This is a genomic window from Erwinia psidii, assembly GCF_003846135.1.
GTDB lineage: Bacteria > Pseudomonadota > Gammaproteobacteria > Enterobacterales > Enterobacteriaceae > Erwinia > Erwinia psidii.
The window spans coordinates 27091-46134 of the sequence record NZ_RHHM01000012.1 but is presented as its reverse complement, the minus strand read 5'-3'; the positions used below and the strand labels follow the sequence as shown (position 1 = coordinate 46134).

Annotated in this window: 14 protein-coding genes and 1 pseudogene; 7 read left to right on the top strand and 8 right to left on the bottom strand. The window is 50.6% G+C overall.

The genetic code is table 11. The annotated features are described in order from the left end of the window. Positions 1 to 14: 14 nt before the first annotated feature. Together rplM and zapE are read right to left on the bottom strand one after the other, a co-directional pair. On the bottom strand, positions 15 to 443 hold the full coding sequence (gene rplM, locus EB241_RS14935; RefSeq protein WP_006121722.1) for a 50S ribosomal protein L13: 429 nt from the start codon (positions 441 to 443) through the stop codon (positions 15 to 17). A gap of 240 nt (positions 444 to 683) precedes the next feature. Continuing rightward, on the bottom strand, positions 684 to 1811 hold the full coding sequence (zapE, locus tag EB241_RS14930) for a cell division protein ZapE (protein ID WP_124233917.1): 1128 nt from the start codon (positions 1809 to 1811) through the stop codon (positions 684 to 686). A gap of 187 nt (positions 1812 to 1998) precedes the next feature. Between zapE and zapG the strand changes: the two genes are divergently transcribed. The 3 genes from zapG (at position 1999) to degS (ending at position 5037) form a co-directional block, all read left to right on the top strand. Beyond that, positions 1999 to 2403 carry a Z-ring associated protein ZapG gene (gene zapG, locus EB241_RS14925; protein ID WP_124233916.1) on the top strand — a complete coding sequence of 135 codons (405 nt, stop codon included), beginning with the start codon at positions 1999 to 2001 and terminating at the stop codon, positions 2401 to 2403. 119 nt (positions 2404 to 2522) lie between these two features. Further along, entirely contained in the window at positions 2523 to 3902 is a 1380-nt protein-coding gene (degQ, locus tag EB241_RS14920) for a serine endoprotease DegQ (protein ID WP_124233915.1), read from the top strand. A 76-nt stretch (positions 3903 to 3978) separates the two neighbouring features. Beyond that, entirely contained in the window at positions 3979 to 5037 is a 1059-nt protein-coding gene (gene degS / locus EB241_RS14915) for an outer membrane-stress sensor serine endopeptidase DegS (RefSeq protein ID WP_124233914.1), read from the top strand. Positions 5038 to 5080: 43 nt separating this feature from the next. Here degS and mdh read toward each other — a convergent pair whose 3' ends face one another. Then, a complete protein-coding gene (gene mdh / locus EB241_RS14910) occupies positions 5081 to 6016 on the bottom strand; it encodes a malate dehydrogenase (RefSeq protein ID WP_124233913.1) in 936 nt (311 codons plus the stop codon). Between the two features lie 444 nt (positions 6017 to 6460). On the opposite strand from mdh, the gene argR reads away from it, so the two are divergent. The 3 genes from argR to yhcN (EB241_RS14895) all read left to right on the top strand — a co-directional run bounded on the left by argR (position 6461) and on the right by yhcN (EB241_RS14895) (position 8872). Continuing rightward, positions 6461 to 6931: a transcriptional regulator ArgR gene (gene argR, locus EB241_RS14905; protein ID WP_124233912.1), complete on the top strand. Its 471-nt coding sequence runs from the start codon at positions 6461 to 6463 to the stop codon at positions 6929 to 6931. A gap of 1302 nt (positions 6932 to 8233) precedes the next feature. After that, entirely contained in the window at positions 8234 to 8497 is a 264-nt protein-coding gene (gene yhcN, locus EB241_RS14900; RefSeq protein WP_124233911.1) for a peroxide/acid stress response protein YhcN, read from the top strand. A gap of 111 nt (positions 8498 to 8608) precedes the next feature. Next, complete coding sequence (gene yhcN, locus EB241_RS14895; RefSeq protein WP_124233910.1) at positions 8609 to 8872, top strand: peroxide/acid stress response protein YhcN; 264 nt, start codon at positions 8609 to 8611, stop codon at positions 8870 to 8872. Between the two features lie 483 nt (positions 8873 to 9355). On the opposite strand, the gene aaeB is transcribed toward yhcN (EB241_RS14895), so the two are convergent. The 3 genes from aaeB to aaeX are packed head-to-tail and all read right to left on the bottom strand — an operon-like array spanning position 9356 to position 12462. Continuing rightward, positions 9356 to 11314, bottom strand: coding sequence for a p-hydroxybenzoic acid efflux pump subunit AaeB (gene aaeB / locus EB241_RS14890; RefSeq protein WP_124233999.1), 1959 nt, complete (start codon positions 11312 to 11314; stop codon positions 9356 to 9358). 4 nt (positions 11315 to 11318) lie between these two features. Then, entirely contained in the window at positions 11319 to 12251 is a 933-nt protein-coding gene (gene aaeA, locus EB241_RS14885; RefSeq protein ID WP_124233909.1) for a p-hydroxybenzoic acid efflux pump subunit AaeA, read from the bottom strand. A 7-nt stretch (positions 12252 to 12258) separates the two neighbouring features. Then, positions 12259 to 12462 (bottom strand): p-hydroxybenzoic acid efflux pump operon protein AaeX, encoded by a 204-nt coding sequence (gene aaeX, locus EB241_RS14880; RefSeq protein WP_124233908.1) that lies wholly within the window; start codon positions 12460 to 12462, stop codon positions 12259 to 12261. A 264-nt stretch (positions 12463 to 12726) separates the two neighbouring features. Between aaeX and aaeR the strand changes: the two are divergent. Then, positions 12727 to 13647 (top strand): annotated as a pseudogene (gene aaeR / locus EB241_RS14875) (HTH-type transcriptional activator AaeR). Positions 13648 to 13680: 33 nt separating this feature from the next. Here the strand turns inward: aaeR and tldD are convergent. Further along, a complete protein-coding gene (tldD, locus tag EB241_RS14870) occupies positions 13681 to 15126 on the bottom strand; it encodes a metalloprotease TldD (protein ID WP_124233907.1) in 1446 nt (481 codons plus the stop codon). A gap of 83 nt (positions 15127 to 15209) precedes the next feature. Further along, complete coding sequence (gene yhdP / locus EB241_RS14865; RefSeq protein WP_124233906.1) at positions 15210 to 19016, bottom strand: AsmA2 domain-containing protein YhdP; 3807 nt, start codon at positions 19014 to 19016, stop codon at positions 15210 to 15212. Positions 19017 to 19044 lie beyond the last annotated feature (28 nt).

Genomic DNA, 19044 nt, shown 5'->3' with positions numbered 1-19044 from the left:
GCCTGTAATCCCGATTAAATGTCAAGAACTTGCGGTTGCTGTGCCGCGTGGTTGTGCTCATTACCTGCGTAAACTTTCAGTTTACGGTACATGGCACGACCCAGCGGGCCTTTTGGCAGCATGCCTTTAACCGCGATTTCAATCACACGCTCAGGACGGCGAGCAATCATCTCTTCGAAGGTCGCTTGCTTAATACCACCGATGTGGCCAGTGTGATGGTAATAAATCTTATCGCTACGTTTGTTGCCCGTTACGGCAACTTTCTCTGCGTTCAGAACGATGATGTAATCACCGGTGTCAACATGCGGGGTGTATTCCGCTTTATGCTTACCACGCAGACGACGAGCAAGTTCAGTCGCTAAACGACCCAAAGTCTTGCCTGTCGCGTCAACAACATACCAGTCACGCTGAACGGTTTCTGGTTTAGCTGTAAAAGTTTTCATCTAAAAGCTTACCCAAATATAAGTTACACGTTGGTGAAAACCCAAACGCCTGAATAAACGGTTGAGGCTCACACGACCATTTTGACCAGTAAGCCACCCCCTCGGATAGCGTTACTGATACACAAAAGCTTTTGGGAAAAAACCTTTGCTGTAACGTGGGGTCGCAGGATTATAGAGAAGTTGCCCGCAAAGCGCGACCCTTTTTTACTAAAATACACACCCGAACGGGTTTTTCCCGTCTTACGGTAAATGTGGCAACTTCAGGTACTCCTCGCTTTGCATCTCCTGTAAACGAGAAACACAGCGCTGGTATTCAAACTTCAGTTTTGCACCCTGGTAAATCTCATACAGAGAGGTTTCAGCAGAAACCACCAGCTTGACATGCCGTTCATAAAACTCGTCGACCAGGGCCAGAAAACGTCGCGCCGGGTCTTCAGATTTGTAAATCATCACCGGCACATCATAAAGCAGCACGCTGTGGAAGCGTCGTGACAGTTCAATGTAGTCATGTTGGCTTCGGCCTTCTCCGCACAGCGTAACAAAATCCATCGCCACTACACCATTTGCCATCCCCAGCGTCGGCAACTGGCGATGGTTAATCTCCAGCACCGGTTTCTCAACGCGGACGTTGCCACTCAGCGCGGTGAACATGCGATCCATCTCCTGCGAGGTAGCCTGATCCAACGGCATCATCCACAGGTGAGCTGATGTTAAGGTACGCAGACGATAGTCAATCCCGGCATCGACGTTCATCACCTCACAGTGCTGCTTGATCAGGGCTATCGCTGGCAGAAAACGTGCGCGTTGTAAACCGTTACGATAGAGTTCATCTGGCGGAATATTTGAGGTGGCAACCAGGGTTATCCCTCTGGCAAACAGCGCCTCCATCAGTGTCCCCAACAGCATCGCATCCGTAATATCTGAAACATAAAATTCATCAAAACACAGAAGATCGGTTTCACTTTTGAAACGATCGGCCACAGTCTGTAAGGGATCGCTCTGACCCTGTAGTGCGGTCAATTCCTGATGAACGCGAAGCATAAAACGGTGAAAATGCAGCCGCTGCTTACGCTCTCCAGGAATAGACTGAAAAAACATATCCATCAGCCAGGTCTTTCCCCGCCCCACGCCACCCCACATATAGAGGCCGGGCACCGGCTTTTGTACCTGCTCTTTTCCCTTACCTATCAGCCTGTTTAGCTTACCAAACAGCCCTTTTCCTGATGGGGATGAGCCAGGTGCAGGGCTGATCAGGCTTTGATATATACCTTCCAGCCGGGTTATGGCTGCTCGTTGAACATCATCAGGTTGATATTCACCCTTTTCCAGCGCCTTGTGATAGAGCGCCAGAGGAGACATCGTTTGCATAATTTATTCACATTCCCTGAAATATTTGTAGCGTCAGGTGGTTAATTGTCGAAAAAAAGGCCGTTCCACACTAAGCGATACAGCCTCGGGATTCCACTTCCATCAGATTAGCGGTTATAGTGACTCATTGTGAACTGGCAATCGCCAGGTGACCCTACGGAACAATCAAGACAACACGGGAGTTATTATGACCTGGGAATACGCGCTTATCGGTTTGGTAGTTGGCGTGCTTATCGGCGCGGTAGCAATGCGTTTTGGTAACCGGAAACTGCGTGAACAGAGAAGCATGCAATACGAGCTGGAAAAGACCAAGGCTGAGTTGGCTGATTACCGTGAAGAACTGACCAATCACTTCGCCCAAAGTGCTGAACTGCTGGATAATATGGCACGTGATTACCGCCAGCTTTATCAGCATATGGCAAAAGGATCGAATGACCTGCTACCCAATCTGCCCGGTGAAAAAAATCCCTTTGCTTATCAGTTGACCGAGTCTGAAGCCGATAACGATCAGGCTCCGGTGCAGATGCCACGCGACTATCCCGATAGCGCATCTGGCCTGCTGCGTGGTGAGCGGAACTCACGCGAGAAATAAAATGAGGGATACCCGGTATCCTTTTTTTGCCTGCCGGTTCAGTTCGCAAAATATTGCCCGCAGGCATCAGTACGTTTTAACGTCGATTTACCCTTACATCCAGCGAGAGCGTCCTGGCAATGAAGAAAAAATCATTACTGTTAAGCGCATTAGCATTGAGTACTGCTCTGAATATGGCCAGTGCACCCGCCGTAATGGCCGTGCTTCCCGCGCAGATTCAGGGACAACCGATGCCAAGTCTGGCACCGATGCTGGAAAAAGTTTTGCCAGCCGTTGTCAGCGTGCACGTAGAGGGTACGCAAAGTCAGTCTCAGGCACAGGATATTCCTGAGCCTCTCAAGCGCTTCTTTGGGCAACAGGGCCAGGGCAGCGAGCAGACCCAACCGCACTCGTTTGAAGGTCTGGCCTCCGGCGTGATCATTGATGCCGACAAGGGTTATATCCTGACCAACAATCATGTTATTAGCGGTGCAGACAAAATCAGCGTCCAGCTGAGCGATGGCCGTGAATTTGATGCCAAACTGATAGGTCACGATCAGCAAACGGATATCGCCTTGATACAAATCAGCGGAGCCAAAGGCCTGACACAGGTCAAAATTGCCGACTCAGACCAGTTGAAAGTCGGCGATTTTGCGATAGCCATTGGCAATCCTTTCGGCCTGGGACAAACAGCCACCTCCGGCATTATTTCCGCACTGGGGCGCAGCGGCCTCAATCTTGAAGGACTGGAAAACTTCATTCAAACCGATGCGGCAATTAATCGGGGTAACTCCGGCGGCGCTTTGGTCAATCTGAACGGCGAGCTTATCGGCATTAATACCGCTATTCTGGCTTCTGCTGGTGGCAATATCGGGATTGGTTTTGCTATTCCTGGCAACATGGCAATGAATCTCGCGCAACAATTGATCGACTTTGGTGAAGTTAAGCGTGGCCAACTGGGCATTAAGGGAACTGAAATGACCGCCGAAATGGCGAAGGCCTTTAACGTGGACGCGCAGCGTGGTGCTTTTGTCAACGAAGTATTACCCGGTTCTGCGGCCTCCAGGGCAGGAGTCAAAGCGGGCGACATCATTACCCGTCTGGATGACAAACCGGTTGACAGCTTCGCCGCGCTCAGAGTGAAAATCGGTACAACGGCCCCCGGCAAAGAGGTCAGACTTGGCCTGCTGCGGGACGGTAAACCGCTGACGGTCACGGTCAGGCTGGATGTCAGCGCACAGACTGTCACCAGTGCAGAGGAGATTTCCCCGGCGCTTCAGGGAGCGACACTGAGCGATGGCGTGGCAAAAGAGGGGACCAAAGGGGTCAGTGTCGATGCGGTCGATAAGGCCACCCCTGCCGAACAGTCCGGGTTGCAAAAAGGGGATGTGATCATTGGCCTGAACCGCTCTCCTGTCGGAAACCTTGCGGAACTGCGTAAGCTGCTTGCAGCCAAACCTCCACTACTGGCGCTGAATATCATCCGCGGCGATCAAAACATCTATCTTCTTTTACGCTAAATCATTAAGCGGACACCTGCGTGTCCGCTTAACTCATGTTATCCTGCCAGAGTTCATTCATTCACCCTTTGACGCCATGTTCCCTAAACTATTACGTTCAGTGCTCCTTGGCCTTGTCGTGGCTGGCATTCTGCTGTGTGCAGTACCGACACTCAGGATCGGCAACGATTTTTTCTCGCACAAGGATGGCACCCCCGATCAAATGCCTGTCAGCTATAATCCGGCGGTGAGACGTGCCGCGCCTGCGGTAGTGAATGTCTATAACCGAAGCGCCAATGCTTCCGCCGATAATCTGGAGATCCGCACGCTTGGCTCTGGCGTAATCATGGACAGCCGGGGTTATATCCTCACCAACAGACATGTGATTAGCGATGCCGATCAGATCATCGTTGCGCTACAGGATGGGCGGATATTTGAGGCGATGTTGGTTGGTTCTGACAGCATGACTGACCTGGCCGTGCTGAAAATTACCGCCTCTGCTCTGCCCGTTATTCCGATTAATGCCAAACGCATCGCCCACATTGGCGATCTGGTGATGGCCATCGGCAACCCGTACAACATCGGTCAGACCGTAACTCAGGGGATCATCAGCGCGACCGGACGCGTGGGCCTGAGTCCATCCCGTTACCAGAATTTTCTTCAAACGGACGCTTCCATCAACAAAGGCAATTCCGGTGGGGCACTGATCAACTCTCTGGGTGAGCTGATGGGCATTAACACTCTCTCATTCGATAAAAGCAACGATGGTGAAACGCCAGAGGGCATCGGCTTTGCGATCCCCACCGCCCTGGCGGTAAAAATCATGGATAAGTTGATTCGTGACGGGCGCGTGATACGCGGTTTTATCGGTATAAGTGGCCGGGAGATCCCACAAATTCACCGCCAAAATACCAATCTGGACCGTATTCAGGGAATTGTTGTGACCAATGTCGCTCAGGGGGGACCGGCTGCCAAAGCTGGGCTACAGGTAAATGATGTGATCGTTAACGTTAATCATAAACCCGCGCTATCGGCACTCGAAACCATGGATCAGGTTGCGGAAATTCGACCTGGGACGGTTATCCAGCTGGATATTATGCGTAATGAACACAAAATGACGCTGCCAGTAACCGTGCTGGAATATCCAGCGAATTAATTCCAGGGAAATACGGGCCAGTAGAATCTGGCCCGACGCGTCCTTATTTAACGAATGCTTCACCCAACGCAATATCTTTCTTCAATGTGTCCAGCATACCAGCAAGGGCGTGCTGTTCATAAGCGCTAAGGTTACCCAGCGGTTTTCGCTCCACGATGCCGTTCTTGCCCAGCAGCAGGGGTTGTGAGAAGAAACGGGCATATTCACCATCACCTTCAACATAGGCACACTCTACAACGTTGCTTTCACCATTAAGCGCACGCACCAGCGAAAGGCCAAACTGTGCCGCTGCGTGGCCCATAGAAAGTGTTGCAGACCCACCACCGGCCTTCGCCTCCACCACTTCGGTTCCTGCGTTTTGGATACGTTTGGTGAGTTCATTAATTTCCTGCTCGCTAAAACTCACGCCACGAATCTGTGACAGTAACGGTAAAATGGTGACACCAGAGTGTCCTCCAACTACCGGGATATTCAGCTCAGCCGGATTTTTACCCTTCAGTTCAGCAACAAAAGTATTTGAACGGATAATATCCAGAGTGGTAATGCCAAAAAGCCGGTTTTTGTCGTAAACGCCCGCTTTTTTCAGTACCTCTGCGGCAATAGCCACCGTCGTGTTTACCGGGTTGGTAATAATACCAATCAGTGCCCTGGGGCAAACGCCAGCAACCTGTTCCATCAGATTTCGAACTATACCCGCATTGACATTAAATAAATCAGATCGGTCCATACCGGGTTTGCGTGCCACACCCGCAGAAATAAGTACCACATCTGCTTCCTGTAACGCAGGTGTGGCATCTTCGCCGCTAAATCCTTTAATGTTCACAGCGGTAGGAATATGACTCAAATCAACGGCAACGCCGGGAGTAACAGGAGCAATATCATACAGAGAGAGTTCTGAACCTGCCGGAAGCTGGGTTTTAAGCAGAAGTGCGAGAGCCTGGCCAATGCCGCCAGCCGCGCCGAGAACTGCAACTTTCATCTTAAACTCCTTATTATAGTAAATGTTAACTGCTGTTAATTCATATGGTTATATCGAATGGCGACCTGACTGGTCGTAGCAAAGAATTCATTTCGTGCTGCAAACCAATACAGATAACCAAATGCAAATTAAGGAGACCGGCTGCATTATGTCAGGAGGTAAGCGCGGTTCATAGCAGACGTATGGACAACCGTCTTAGATGTTGCATAAGGTCAGTAGCGCCCGTGACAACAATATCAATATTATAACATATTGTTCACTTTTCCGGCATTGCATTATTATGGTGCACAATTTGTTTTTTGCCCTGAATTTTGTCAGACTGCCGCTCCCGACGCTATGGATAGCAGCAACGCATTTCCTGTTTGCATAAAAATTCACTTAATTGCATAGTGATGCGATACCTCGCCGGGAGGGCTCCTTTTCTCATTGTATAGCGGACATATCATGCGCAACCCATCAAAACAAGAAGACCTGATCAAAGCCTTCAAGGCCCTGTTAAGAGAAGAGAAATTCAGCTCACAGGGGGAAATTGTTACTGCACTGATGGAACAGGGGTTTGACAGTATCAACCAGTCAAAGGTGTCCCGGATGTTGACAAAATTTGGCGCGGTACGCACACGAAATGCAAAAATGGAAATGGTGTACTGTCTACCTACCGAACTTGGCGTACCAACCACCACCAGTCCGCTAAAAAACCTGGTGCTTGATATTGATTACAACGACGCCTTGATTGTAATCCATACCAGTCCGGGGGCCGCTCAGCTGATCGCCAGAATGCTGGATTCCCTGGGTAAACCGGAAGGTATCCTGGGCACAATCGCGGGTGACGATACTATATTTATTACTCCGGCGCGCCACACTAACGTTCATAAGCTCCTTGACTCGGTACTGGTGTTATTTGAGCAGGAATTATGAGGTACACACGGTGTCGGCTGCGGTCCAATCATTTTTGTATCTTCTGTTAGTTTTCCCTGCTTATTTGCAGCGACTGTTTTAAGCCATTTATATTGATGACAATTCGGCCACATTCCAGAAGAAAATCAATGCCTGTGATAAAGATATCTTTATCTGTATTAAAATGATGTTGCACTGAATGTTAAAGTTGCCCGGCACCATCGGTTATCAGGACTGTATACAGGTATAATCAGATCTGTTGCCATCATGATATCCATGCGTTTTTCTTTATCATTATGGGCTATGAGACCGTCTTCAGGAATAAAGTAAATCGCACATCATGCCGGAATTACTGTTAACAGTTTTTTCCCGGCACCCGCTTTTAAATAGAGCAAATTTTAATTTCCTCTGCGGTGCAAAAGCCAGAGTAAATTGAGCGTTCACTTTCTCAGGGCTATTGTTTAGGAATAAGCAACAGCCTGCAACCTGTGATGCCTTCATGGATGGTTCTGGCCTCGATGGAAAAGAATTTACTGGCCCTGCACTGACGTCACTGAGAACATCAATATTACAATTTTTTCCTGAAAGGAAAAATATTAGCTTAACCGTAATCAGAAAATATTATTCGCCAAGGGCGTTAATTAACCTGAATGGCCTTTTATTCGACTAAGCTGGTATTTCATCGAGTTATTATCAACTCCTCAGATCCTTATGTTGTTTTCTTAACATAAGCTGCCTTTAAACACATTACTGAATAAATTATATAACGTAACATTCCAAGCGGAAATATTACTTTCATTTCACCAGCGGTCATACGCAGTTCACTGAATAACGAAAATTAAAAACCCAGGGTAACGACGCTTTTTTATTTTCAGTTATCAATGCATTCTCTGAACAAAAAATAAGTCAGATGTTAAGCACCTTAATCACCTGAACCGCCTGTACTCAACAGAAACAGCTACGGCCCACCGCCATCAGGTTTCCATCAGCTTTACCTCAATCACACAGGATAAGCCCACTTCCCGCCTCGCATAATGTCAGTGCCAAATGGCTCTGATTGTACAACCAGGCACTCTGACCCATTAAGAAACGCACAAATGGCCAAAGCGATACATTCTCATATTATACATATACTTAACATAGCAAGGCTAAAATCTACGCTTTTGTTATAACCAAAAGTCATTAAAAACACAGTTTTTGCTTATGTATATCGAGAAAAAATTATTAGCAGACTATTAATTTTAGCAGTTATCAGATCTATACTTATTTCGTGATTAAGCTCACATTTAACAAAAAGAGAAGAATGAATAACGAGGAAAAATCATGAAATTTAACACTGCCATCGCAACGCTGAGTGTTCTTTTTACCCTTTCTTCTGGTGCTTTTGCAGCTGATTCTGTAAATAGGGCCCAGGCGCAAAACATGCAATCTCTCGGTACGATCAGTGTCAGCGGCGTGAACGCCTCCCCTATGGATATCCGCGACCAACTTAATCAGAAAGCAGAATCACGCGGCGCAACTGCCTGGAGTGTGACAGAGGCTTATAACAATGGCAACTATCACGTCACCGCAGAGCTGTATAAATAATTTCATTCCCGTTAAACGACAATAATTTTAATACTGTACCGAGGGTCACCAAAGAATACGCCTTCTTTTCATACCCTCAGGTTAAACGACAATCCTATCTGGAGAACGACTATGAAAACTATCATCGCTGTACTGAGCCTCACTTCCATTCTTTCATTTGGTGCAAACGCCGCAAATCTCGTCACCAGCCAACAGGTTGAGAACGAAAATCTGCAATCTGTCGGAACCATCAGCGTGAGTGGCGTTTCGGGTGCACCAACGGATATTCGTCAGGAACTCTCGCAGAAAGCTGACCAACAGGGAGCAAAATCTTATCGGGTGATTGAGGCTTATATTAACGGCAACTATCATGCTACCGCTGAACTGTACAAATAAGACTGAGCTGCCAGAATGCCCCTTTATTAACAATGCTGTGTCAACACCATCTGTATTAAACGTTTTAGCCCCGTTCAGCGGGGCTTTTTGCCACGATCTATTTGCTCGCAGATGCTTTCCCTGCATCTCATGCGCCCCCGCCAACAGAATCAGTGCGACACATCATCATCACCGCTTCTGTCCATTTGCCGGATGAATAAATTCAATTTTTGAAAGTAAAGACAGCAAACCAACGATTATCACATTTCATAAACGAGCCGAATCCCTGGCGGGCCGCTTATTCAGTGTCAAATGTTCAGAACGGGCATTTATCTCAGCAATAACCCATACGCCGCGAGCTTGATTTGATCAACACTGCCGCTACAGCATGACCAGCGCCAAAATAACTCCCTTGGAAAAATGCATAGCTTTGAACATTTGACAGACCATTCGCAGTAAATACAGCTTGCAGGCCAGGTTCAATAATAACACCAGGCCAGTCCTTCAGATTTGAATAAGCGTATTTTGATATTTCCTCAACATGCCGGACAACCGTTGCACAGGTTCGGTAACATTCAGCGGCGCATCGTAATGGCGTAATTTTTCCTGATAGCTCTCCAGATCGGCCAACAATTGCCCAAAGTAGTCGCGTCGTTTTGCATCACTTCGTGTAGCAATCACACGATCGGCCGTTCGCCGCAATTGTTTGTGGAATGCAGAGAGATCGCTGTTAACCGGAATATCAGCGTCACGCAGGCGTTGATGACTAATAATCAGCATCAGGGCGATGCGGAATTTATCGACGTCTCCCGGAAACATATTTAACAGCATAAACAACTGGTGATAGAGGGCCGGTAGATGGTTTTCCCGACGTCTGGCCTGGTTGGTGGTCATGGCTGACACTGCAGAATACATAAAACGGTTCAGCAATATCCTGCCAGTACGGGCTTTACTGTTATCACGGATCAGTAAAATAACCAGCATAGCCAGAAAACAACCGATAGCCTGGCCAAGAGCACTGTCGAGAAACGTACTGATTTTAAACGTCATTGGATTATCGAGTGTAAGAATATTGATGGTGCCTACCAGCGCCCCCAGAGTACCGACCTGGCGTCGCTGGATCAGTATCCCACCAATAAACGCCATCACCCCCAACGCAATGCATAACAGCAACATGCTTTGTTGCGTGGCTGGCATAATCACCATGTAATACAGCGCTCCCAGGGGGATTGCCGCGATCATGCCGTACAGGAAATCCTTTGCCATCATCAGTGGATTGGGCATCCGCATGGCCAGCGCCGTGATCACTGCAATCATTACCATCGCACCGCTACCGGAAGTCCAGCCGCTCCACAACCAGAACAGTGACCCCGTAGCCGTCGCCGCAAAGGTACGCAGCCCGTTAACCAGAGCATGGCGGGATTCAGCAGAACGCATTTTCACTACCGGCTCCCCAACCAGCACCTCTTCTTCAATCCGGCTGATACTGCTGTTGGTATGAATACCTTTCAGCAGCAGTAAATAGCGGGTGGCAGCATACACCCAGTTACTGATGGTCACCGGCGTATTTTTACTGCCGCTGGTGGTGATCACCCGTCGCATCATCTTCATCCGTTTGTGGATATCTCCGATGTTTTCTACTGGCCTTTCAAAGAAAAGATGAAACTGCGGCGGTATATATTCCTGCCGGGTATTCTGGATCAGAAAGGTTTCACAAGCCTGCGTTATGAGGGCCAGTGACAGCGTGTTAATCGCCCGCATCCGCCGATCGATCTTCTGCCAGCGGCCAGATTCCATCATCAGATGAGTTCGCATCATATTCAGCGCTGCGGTGCGTCGCACCAGACCGGTCCAGGCCTTATCAACCTCTTCTTTGTCTCCGTGGGCCACGCAAATTTGCATCAGTTTGTACTGATCAACCAGCAATGTATCAATTTCACGATCGATGTCCTGTTTTACCGAACGCGGTGAAAACAGCAGATCGGCCAGAATGGCACATACAATGCCAATAATAATTTCACTACAGCGTTCAACAGCAAACTGGGGAGCCAATAACGCCGAGCCATTGGCATTGACACTGATCACGATGATAAGCGCAGTGTATCCTGCCAGCCCCAGCGCATAGGAATTTTCAACCTTAATCAGTGAAGAGAGCCAGACGCAGAATCCCGTCCAGATGCAACACAGCAACAGCATCAGAGCAGGTGCACGAATGGTGGCGATCATGATTGTCAGGGCAGCAACACAGCCAAGGAAGGTACCAATGATACGCAACATCCCGCGATGACGCAGCGCACCGGAGAACGGGTCTCCACCCGCCGCAAATGCGGTGCCTCCGGCGACAATACAGGCAGTCATTACCGCCCAGCGAGGTGTTTCAAGATTAAAATGAAAGCCAATAAACAACGCCAGTAGGATGGCAAAGGTAAGTTTGGCCGGAAATCGCAGACGATACCATTGCATAAAATTAACCGAACTCACGCAAGCGCTGCATCAGCCTCATCAGCGGTGGCTGTTGCTCAGGCTGACGGTCCCGTGCCCCCGTCACCACCACCGTCGCGGTGGTGCCCGCAGGGTAAAGGGTGCCAAACTGCTCATCCAGGCGGATACGAACCGGTACGCGTTGAGCCAGACGAACCCACTCAAGATTGGAGTCAATCGTCGCCATGCCTTTACTGTCGACGGTACTGCTGCTGTTGGTGACACCGGCCGCAATACTGTCAACAGAGCCATACAGCACCCGACTACTCCCCAGTGGCGTGATTTCCACCCGATAGCCAGCACGTACCCCCTCCAACTTGGTTTCTTCCATATAAGCCAGTACGTAAAAAGAGTGTTGCTGAACCAGTGCCACAGCGGTGGAGCCACGGGTAATAAATTCACCACGATAAACGTTAAGGTTGGTTACCCAGCCATCTGCGGGGGCTTTCACTTCGGTTCGATCCAAATCAAGTTTTGCGGTATCGCGGGTAGCAATAGCCTTTGCCAGTTGGTGTTCGCTGGTCTGATAATCATTATTTGCCTGGTCGATCGCCTCGCGGGACATGGCTGACACTCCCAGCTGATTGCGACGGGAGGCTTCACGCTGCTTTTCGTTCAACAGCGCCTGATAGTAGGCAACGTCTGCCTCGGCCTCGTTCAGCGCCTGCTGATAGCGTGGTTTATCGATCACAAACAGCACCTGGTCCTTTTTAACCAGCTGGTTGTCACGTACCCGTACGTCAGAAACCAGGCCGCTGACGTCAGGCGCAATCGCCACCACGTCAGCAGTAAATTTCGCATCACGGGTCCAGGGAGATTCGGTATAGAAGACCCATGCCTGAAAGATGACGATCACGGCAAGGAGGACCAGGATAAGCGTAATGGCAAATCGGGAAATTTTTGTCGTTAATGCTTTCACTATGACCTCAGACAAACAATCGGGAAACCAGATAAAACAGACAGCACCAGAGCGCGGTATTAAACAATGCAGGGTGCCAAACAAAGTCATAGATCCCGGTGGGCGTCAGCAACCGACGCACCAACCAGAACAGCATCAGTGACACTATGATTTCAAAAAATATGGGCGGAAAAGAGAGCCCAGATATGACAATAACAGGAAGCACACTCATTTATTATCCTTGTCAGTACATGACCGGGCACACTTTTCGCCACATCCAACGCATCTCCTGTAACAGAATGACCTCTGGTTCAGAAAGTGATAATGAAATGGCGGTTCAGCCGCTTAACCGACGCTTAATGAATAGTAGCGTAATATGCCCGACACTTTGCCCCATTGAGCAACAGAAGGATTACCCGACTGCAACATAGTAACTCGATTGACTATGTGTTATCTACTTAATGTAATCTAAATCACTTTCAAGCCGGGGTTAATAATGGAAAGACTGAAAGGAATGCCCGTGTCTGCACGCGTCATTGAGCCTGACTGGCTCCTTTACGGCAGCAGCAAATCAGTTGCAGATGAGCGTCTCTGCCATCAGCCAGATTGTCGCCAGGCTGGAAAACGAACTTCAGGTCAAATGACTGAATCGCAGCACAAGGAATATCGGGCTTACCGAGGCCGGAAAACTTTATTTTCAGGGTTGCCGTCGGATGTTGTCGGAGGCACAACAGGTTCATGAACAGCCCTGGGCTTTCAACAACACATCGGTCGGGGCGTTGCGGATCGGCAGTTTATCGACAATGGCGCAAAATGTGCTGGCAACCATGACGGCAGAAATGCTACGGGAGCACCCCGGGCTGACGGTCAATCTGGTCAGCGGCATCCCTGCACCCGACCTGATTACTGACGGACTGGATTTGGTTATTCACGTAGGTGCCCTGCAGGATTCAAGTCTGTTTTCGCGGCAGCTGGGCGCAATGCCGATGGTGGTCTGTGCTGCAAGGAGCTATCTCACGCAACACGGCACGTCGGAAAACCGGCTGATATCGGCAATTTTTCCTGACTTGAATACAGCGTGCGACCCGATAACAATTTTGAGCTGACTTCACCTGAGGAGACTTCCATCTGTTTTTCGCCACGGGGACGCTTCGCCACCAATGACTCGCAAATCCTGATCCGCTGGCTGGTGGCGGGAAGCGGTATCGCCCGTGTACCGCTAATGTGGGTGATTGATGAGATTAACGCCGGGAAAACCGAAATTTTATTTACCCACTATCACGCCAACCCTCATCCGGTCTGTGCGGTTTATACCCAGAAGGACAAACTGCCACTTAAGGTACAGGTATGTATTAACTATCTGACGAACTATTTCGATAAGGTCGCGGAGGTTTATCAGGAATTCAGGGCGGGATAAACGGGGCAAAGAATGCCCCGTTCAAATAACAAATCAGGCGGTACCACCTACGGTGATCCTGTCCAGCTTCAGGGTTGGCTGACCAACACCCACCGGCAGGCTCTGCCCCTCTTTCCCGCAAACGCCCACCCCTTTGTCCAGCGCCAGGTCATTGCCTACCATTGATATCTGCTGCATAGCTTCAATCCCTGAACCAATAAGCGTCGCGCCTTTTACCGGCTTCGTCACTTTACCCTTCTCAATCAGATAGGCTTCAGAGGTGGAAAAGACAAATTTACCAGAGGTGATATCAACCTGGCCGCCGCCAAAGTTTGGCGCGTACAGCCCGTACTCGACGCTTTCGATGATATCCTGCGGCGTGGATTTGCCCGCCAGCATGTAAGTATTCGTCATGCGCGGCATCGGCAGATGCGCATAGGACTCGCGGCGGCCATTGCCGGTGGGGTTAACGCCCATCAGCCTGGCATTGAGCTTATCCTGCATATAGCCTTTAAGAATACCGTTTTCAATCAATACGTTGTACTGCCCCGGCACGCCCTCATCATCCACAGCCAGTGAACCACGCAGCCCGGCAATGGTGCCATCATCAACCACGGTACACAGCTCGGAAGCCACCAGCTGCCCCAGCTGCCCGCTGAATACGGAGGTCCCCCGACGGTTAAAATCCCCTTCGAGACCATGGCCAACCGCCTCATGCAACAGGACGCCGGGCCAGCCTGCACCTAACACTACCGGCAGCGTGCCGGCAGGGGCAGCCACTGCGCTCAGGTTGACCAGGGCCATGCGAACGGCTTCCCGCGCCCAGGCCTCAGCACGGATCTCCCCGCCTTCGTCAGCCTGGAAGAACTCATAGCCAAAACGCCCGCCGCCGCCGCTGGAACCGCGCTCACGCTTACCGTCTTCCTCTACCTGTACGCTGACAGAAAGCCGGACCAGCGGACGCACGTCTGCCGCCAGCGTGCCATCGGTTGCCGCAACCAGTACCATCTCGTAGACACCGCTCAGGCTGGCACTGACTTCCTGCACCCGCCTGTCGGCAGCACGAGCAACGGTATCGACCCGGTGCAACAGCGCAATTTTTTCTTCACGCGACAGGCTTTGCAGTGGATCAACCGCCGGATACAACTGGCGATTGATTACGGCACCCAACGTATGCGATTTGCCGTTACCCTGTTCACGAACAATACTGCGGGCCGCGTTGGCACTTTGGCTCAGCGCCGCAAGCGTTATCTGGTCAGCATAAGCAAAACCCGTTTTCTCACCGCTGATGGCACGGACACCGACGCCCTGATCAATATTCCATGAACCGTCTTTAATAATCCGATCTTCCAGTACCCAGGCCTCATGGAAGCTGGACTGAAAATAGAGGTCGGCATAATCCAGCTTACGTTCAGAGAGCTGACCAAGAACGGAAAAAAGGTCGGCTTGATTAATATTGTTAGCAGTAAGTAACTGCTCACTTACCAGATTCAGACTCATGTATTCTCGCTCAGTTGGGAGGAACCAGCCACGACTGGCAACGTATCTCTATAGCCTGCGGTAATTCACCGGTTACGTCAAATTCACTTCGCGCTCTTTTCTCTGGGTTTACGCAGTACTTCATCAATCTTCGGTTTATCGATGGGACCGGAGATATGGTAACGCAACACGGAAATTTTATTCCACAGCGGCCCCAGTACCTTGCTGGCGGCAAACACTGCCGCGCCCACCACCGGGTTAACGGCAAAAGCAGCCGCTACCCCAACCGTGGCTGAAATTTCCGGCGCGACTACCGCTTCCATGTCGATTTCACGCCGTACCAGGTCGACCTTGCCCTGCATGGCAATATCAGCTTCAAGGCCATCCACCAGCAGGGAATCGGTATGCATGATCCCTTTATCAATCCATGCCGTACCGTTAATCGAGTCATACCAGAAGCCCTGGCTGAAGGTATCGGTGAAGTCAAGACGCAATTTACGTAGCAATGCGTCCACGCTCACCAGGCGAAGCAACTGCGCTGCACGCCCTGTATTGACATCGGCAATCTGACCCGCGCCAAAGTGGGACTTCAGTACGCCACTTAATGTCGCTTCAGAAGGCTGCCAGGGTTCGGATTGCCAGTGTAAATCGTAATGAATGTTAAAAGGAGAATCCCGCAACGGGGTGCTCATGCCAAACCAGTCCACCGCATCGTTAATCTTTTTCCCGCTGAGTACGCCTTTTAGTGCAGTACGCTGTTCTTCTGGGCGATTGACCCATTCTCCCGCGATGCTCAGACGAGCGCTGCCGGTATCAATCAGGCCATTACGTAACATCAGCGTATCGTTGTCATGCGTCAGACTCCCCTTTATCTGGCCAAACTTCTGCCCACGCAGCCAGCACTCGTCGCAGGTGAGATTAAGGGCTGGCCAGCTGCGGAAGTTAACCGCCACGGGATCGCCGGGCGAAGAGGAAACACCTTCACTGGTGGACCATTCCGGGTTGTAATAGAGATAGTTAAGGTGCGCCACCCAGGGGGTATGTGAGTTCATCATTAACTGACCCACAATCTCTTTCCCTTTCGCCTGAACCTGCATATCTCCACTGACCGTCTGCTTAAGCGTGGCATCAAGCTCATGCCATTGCTGACCACCGAGCGTCAGCTGAGGCGTGTGCAACGTGATATCACCCGGTAAATAAGCGCGCCCGTCAACACTTCCTCCACTGCTCCCGGCCCCCCCGGCGACCATCAGCGCAAACCATGCCTGACCATCCAGCGGCGGCAGATTGAGGATCATCCCGCCAGACTCTGGTAATGCCGGAGTCCGGGTTGCATCGTTTTCCCAAACCCCGCGTTCAACACGCGGTTGCTTGCCCAGCAACCATTGGCTGTTAAAACGGTGATTATCCGCAACCACGCCGCTCAGGTTAAACGTATGCAGATTACCTTCAGCACTGATTTTTACCGGCATCGCTGTCCCTTTTTGCTTGTCCAGCGGGGGCGGTAAGTGACTGCTTACATCCTTCAGGTCACCTGCCATCGTTACCTGATAATCCGCGCCTCCGCCATGTGGCAGAGTGACCTGCACATTGCTTCGCCAACCAACGCTGCCCGCCAGTTTTTTGCGCAGTACGGCAGGCACCACATTCATGTTGCCCGGCTGCCAGTCGCCCAGAAGATCAACACCTATCTGATAGTCCTTTTTACCTTCTTTAGTGTTAAACGTAACGTTGACCGGTTGCCCAAACCAGTTACCGGTCAACGGTCCACTTTGCAGGTTGCCATTATCATAGGTGAAACGTCCGGTAAGCTGTCTGATAGTGCTGTTCAACGGCCGGATAAGCAGCTGATTATCATTAAGGTTGACATCGCCTGTTGCTTTGACCTGTTTGCCATCCAGCGGAATATCAAGATGTAAGTGACCACTCACATCACCACTGACTCTGAGTTCATCAAGCGCCGCCCCCAGCGTGTCTTTCAGCGGCGTCTGGTTAAAATAGCTGCCCACGTCCGTGCCAGCACCGTGAATATCACCATCAATGATCAGCTTTTCCTGCAGATAATCCGGGATAACCGCCGAAATATTGCTGCCCTGAACATGACCGAGTTTTGTCCTGTCGGCCTTCATAAACAGCCCGTCATTAACAAAATCCAGATTAATATCAAGGTCCTGCAAATCGGGCCAGCCGGGCTGGAACTGGTAGGTTGCCTGCTTCAGTGGCACCCATACCTGGAAAAGGCCCTCATTATTTTTGAAGGGAAAAAGATGCGGATTGCCAGCAAAAATCAGCGAGGCATTCTGTACCTGCCCACCTTTAATGGCCCCGCTAAGATAGTTCACCAGCGCTGTTCCCATCAGCGGCTCAGGAAAATAGCGCCACGCATCACCCGCGTTGGTGACATTGATACCCGCCAGAATGTCCAGCCTTGATGAACTGTTCTCACCCTGTGCCCAGGTGAAGTCCCCTTTCGCCCACAATGAGCGTGCTTTGACCTCCAGATTGTGGCCATACAGCGTCAGACTGTGCTGGTCCTGCTGCCAGTTTACCGTGCCGCTGGCCTGTTGAATTTCCAGCGGAGCGCGGAACATCTTGCCATAGGGCAGACTGGCGTTATTCAACGCAAAGTTCAGCTGTCCATCAGCCACGCTGCCAAGGGCAGAACCGCTGAGGTGTTCCATGCCGGGTAACAGCTCCCAGTGCTGCCAACCAAGATTTTTCCAACGGACCTGAAAACGGCTTTTCTCCGGCTGCTGTACCGGTATATCTATCGCCAGGGATTGTAGCAGTCCATGCGGTTGCAAAGACCGCCAGTTATCAAGCAGCCCGGGCGTGAGGTTTGAAAACAGTGGCACCAGTGCATTCAGACGTTCAAGTTGCAGATTGGTGGTCCGAATGCGTACTTCCTGATTGTGATCCGGTCCGGGTAGCAGACTGTTTTCCGGCAGCCACAGAAGCGAAAACATCCCCTTCGGCCACGATTGTCCATCGGTAGATAACCTGGTGTGCGGAACGTCAACGCGCCAGCCTCCGTTAAAGCGTGAAATATGCGCGGTAACATCATGAACAGCGAGTTGATGGGACTGTTCGTCACCCTGCCATTCAGCGCCCCCTTTGGTCAGTGAGATAGCACCATCGTAGATTTCCCCCTCTTTCAGACTCAGCCAGCCAGCCAGACTGAAGTGGGCACTTTTTAGTGACGTATTATCCCGCATCCACTGGCCCAGCCAGGGTTTAACATCAACGTCATCAGCCCGCATCCACGCCTGACCAGTATCCAGATAACCACGGTTATCACTGAGATCAAGACGGATCTGCACCATGCCGTGCTGACCGGTAAAACTGGACAGACTCACCAGTCCTTCCGCCCGATGACGATTTTTTTCATTCAGCCAGGTAAGTTGCGGGATATCCAGTTTAGCGCGCTGACCTGAAGGTGTGACAAAACTGATTTGACTTTGGTGCAGATCAAAATGATCAAACTGCCGCAGGAAAAGATCGCTGAGCTGTCCAGGTTGGAGCTGTAATTTATTGTTGCTTGCGGTGGCGAGTGGCCTGTCGGTAACCAGATTCAGGCCATAAAAGGTCAGATTACGGAACTGCCAGCGGAAATGCAGTAACGATTGCCAGACATCAAGCGCCAGTGTCACCCGGCCAATTTTCAGCTCACCCTCGTCTTTCAGGTCAACCCGAATGGTTTTGATGTCCAGTACCGGGCCAAAATTTTCCCATTTGCCGTTCACTTCACTGAACTGCACCGGCATACCCGTGGCGAAAGAAACCTGCTGCTCAAGGGTTTGTCGCCAGCTGTTCATGTGCGGCATCACCAGACGCAGCCCACTGACCAGCAGCGCGGTGAGGACCACGACAGTTGCTGCGGTGAGTAGCAGGAACCTGGGCAATCGCCTCACATACTTCTCCTTGCCGTCCGCCATGCCA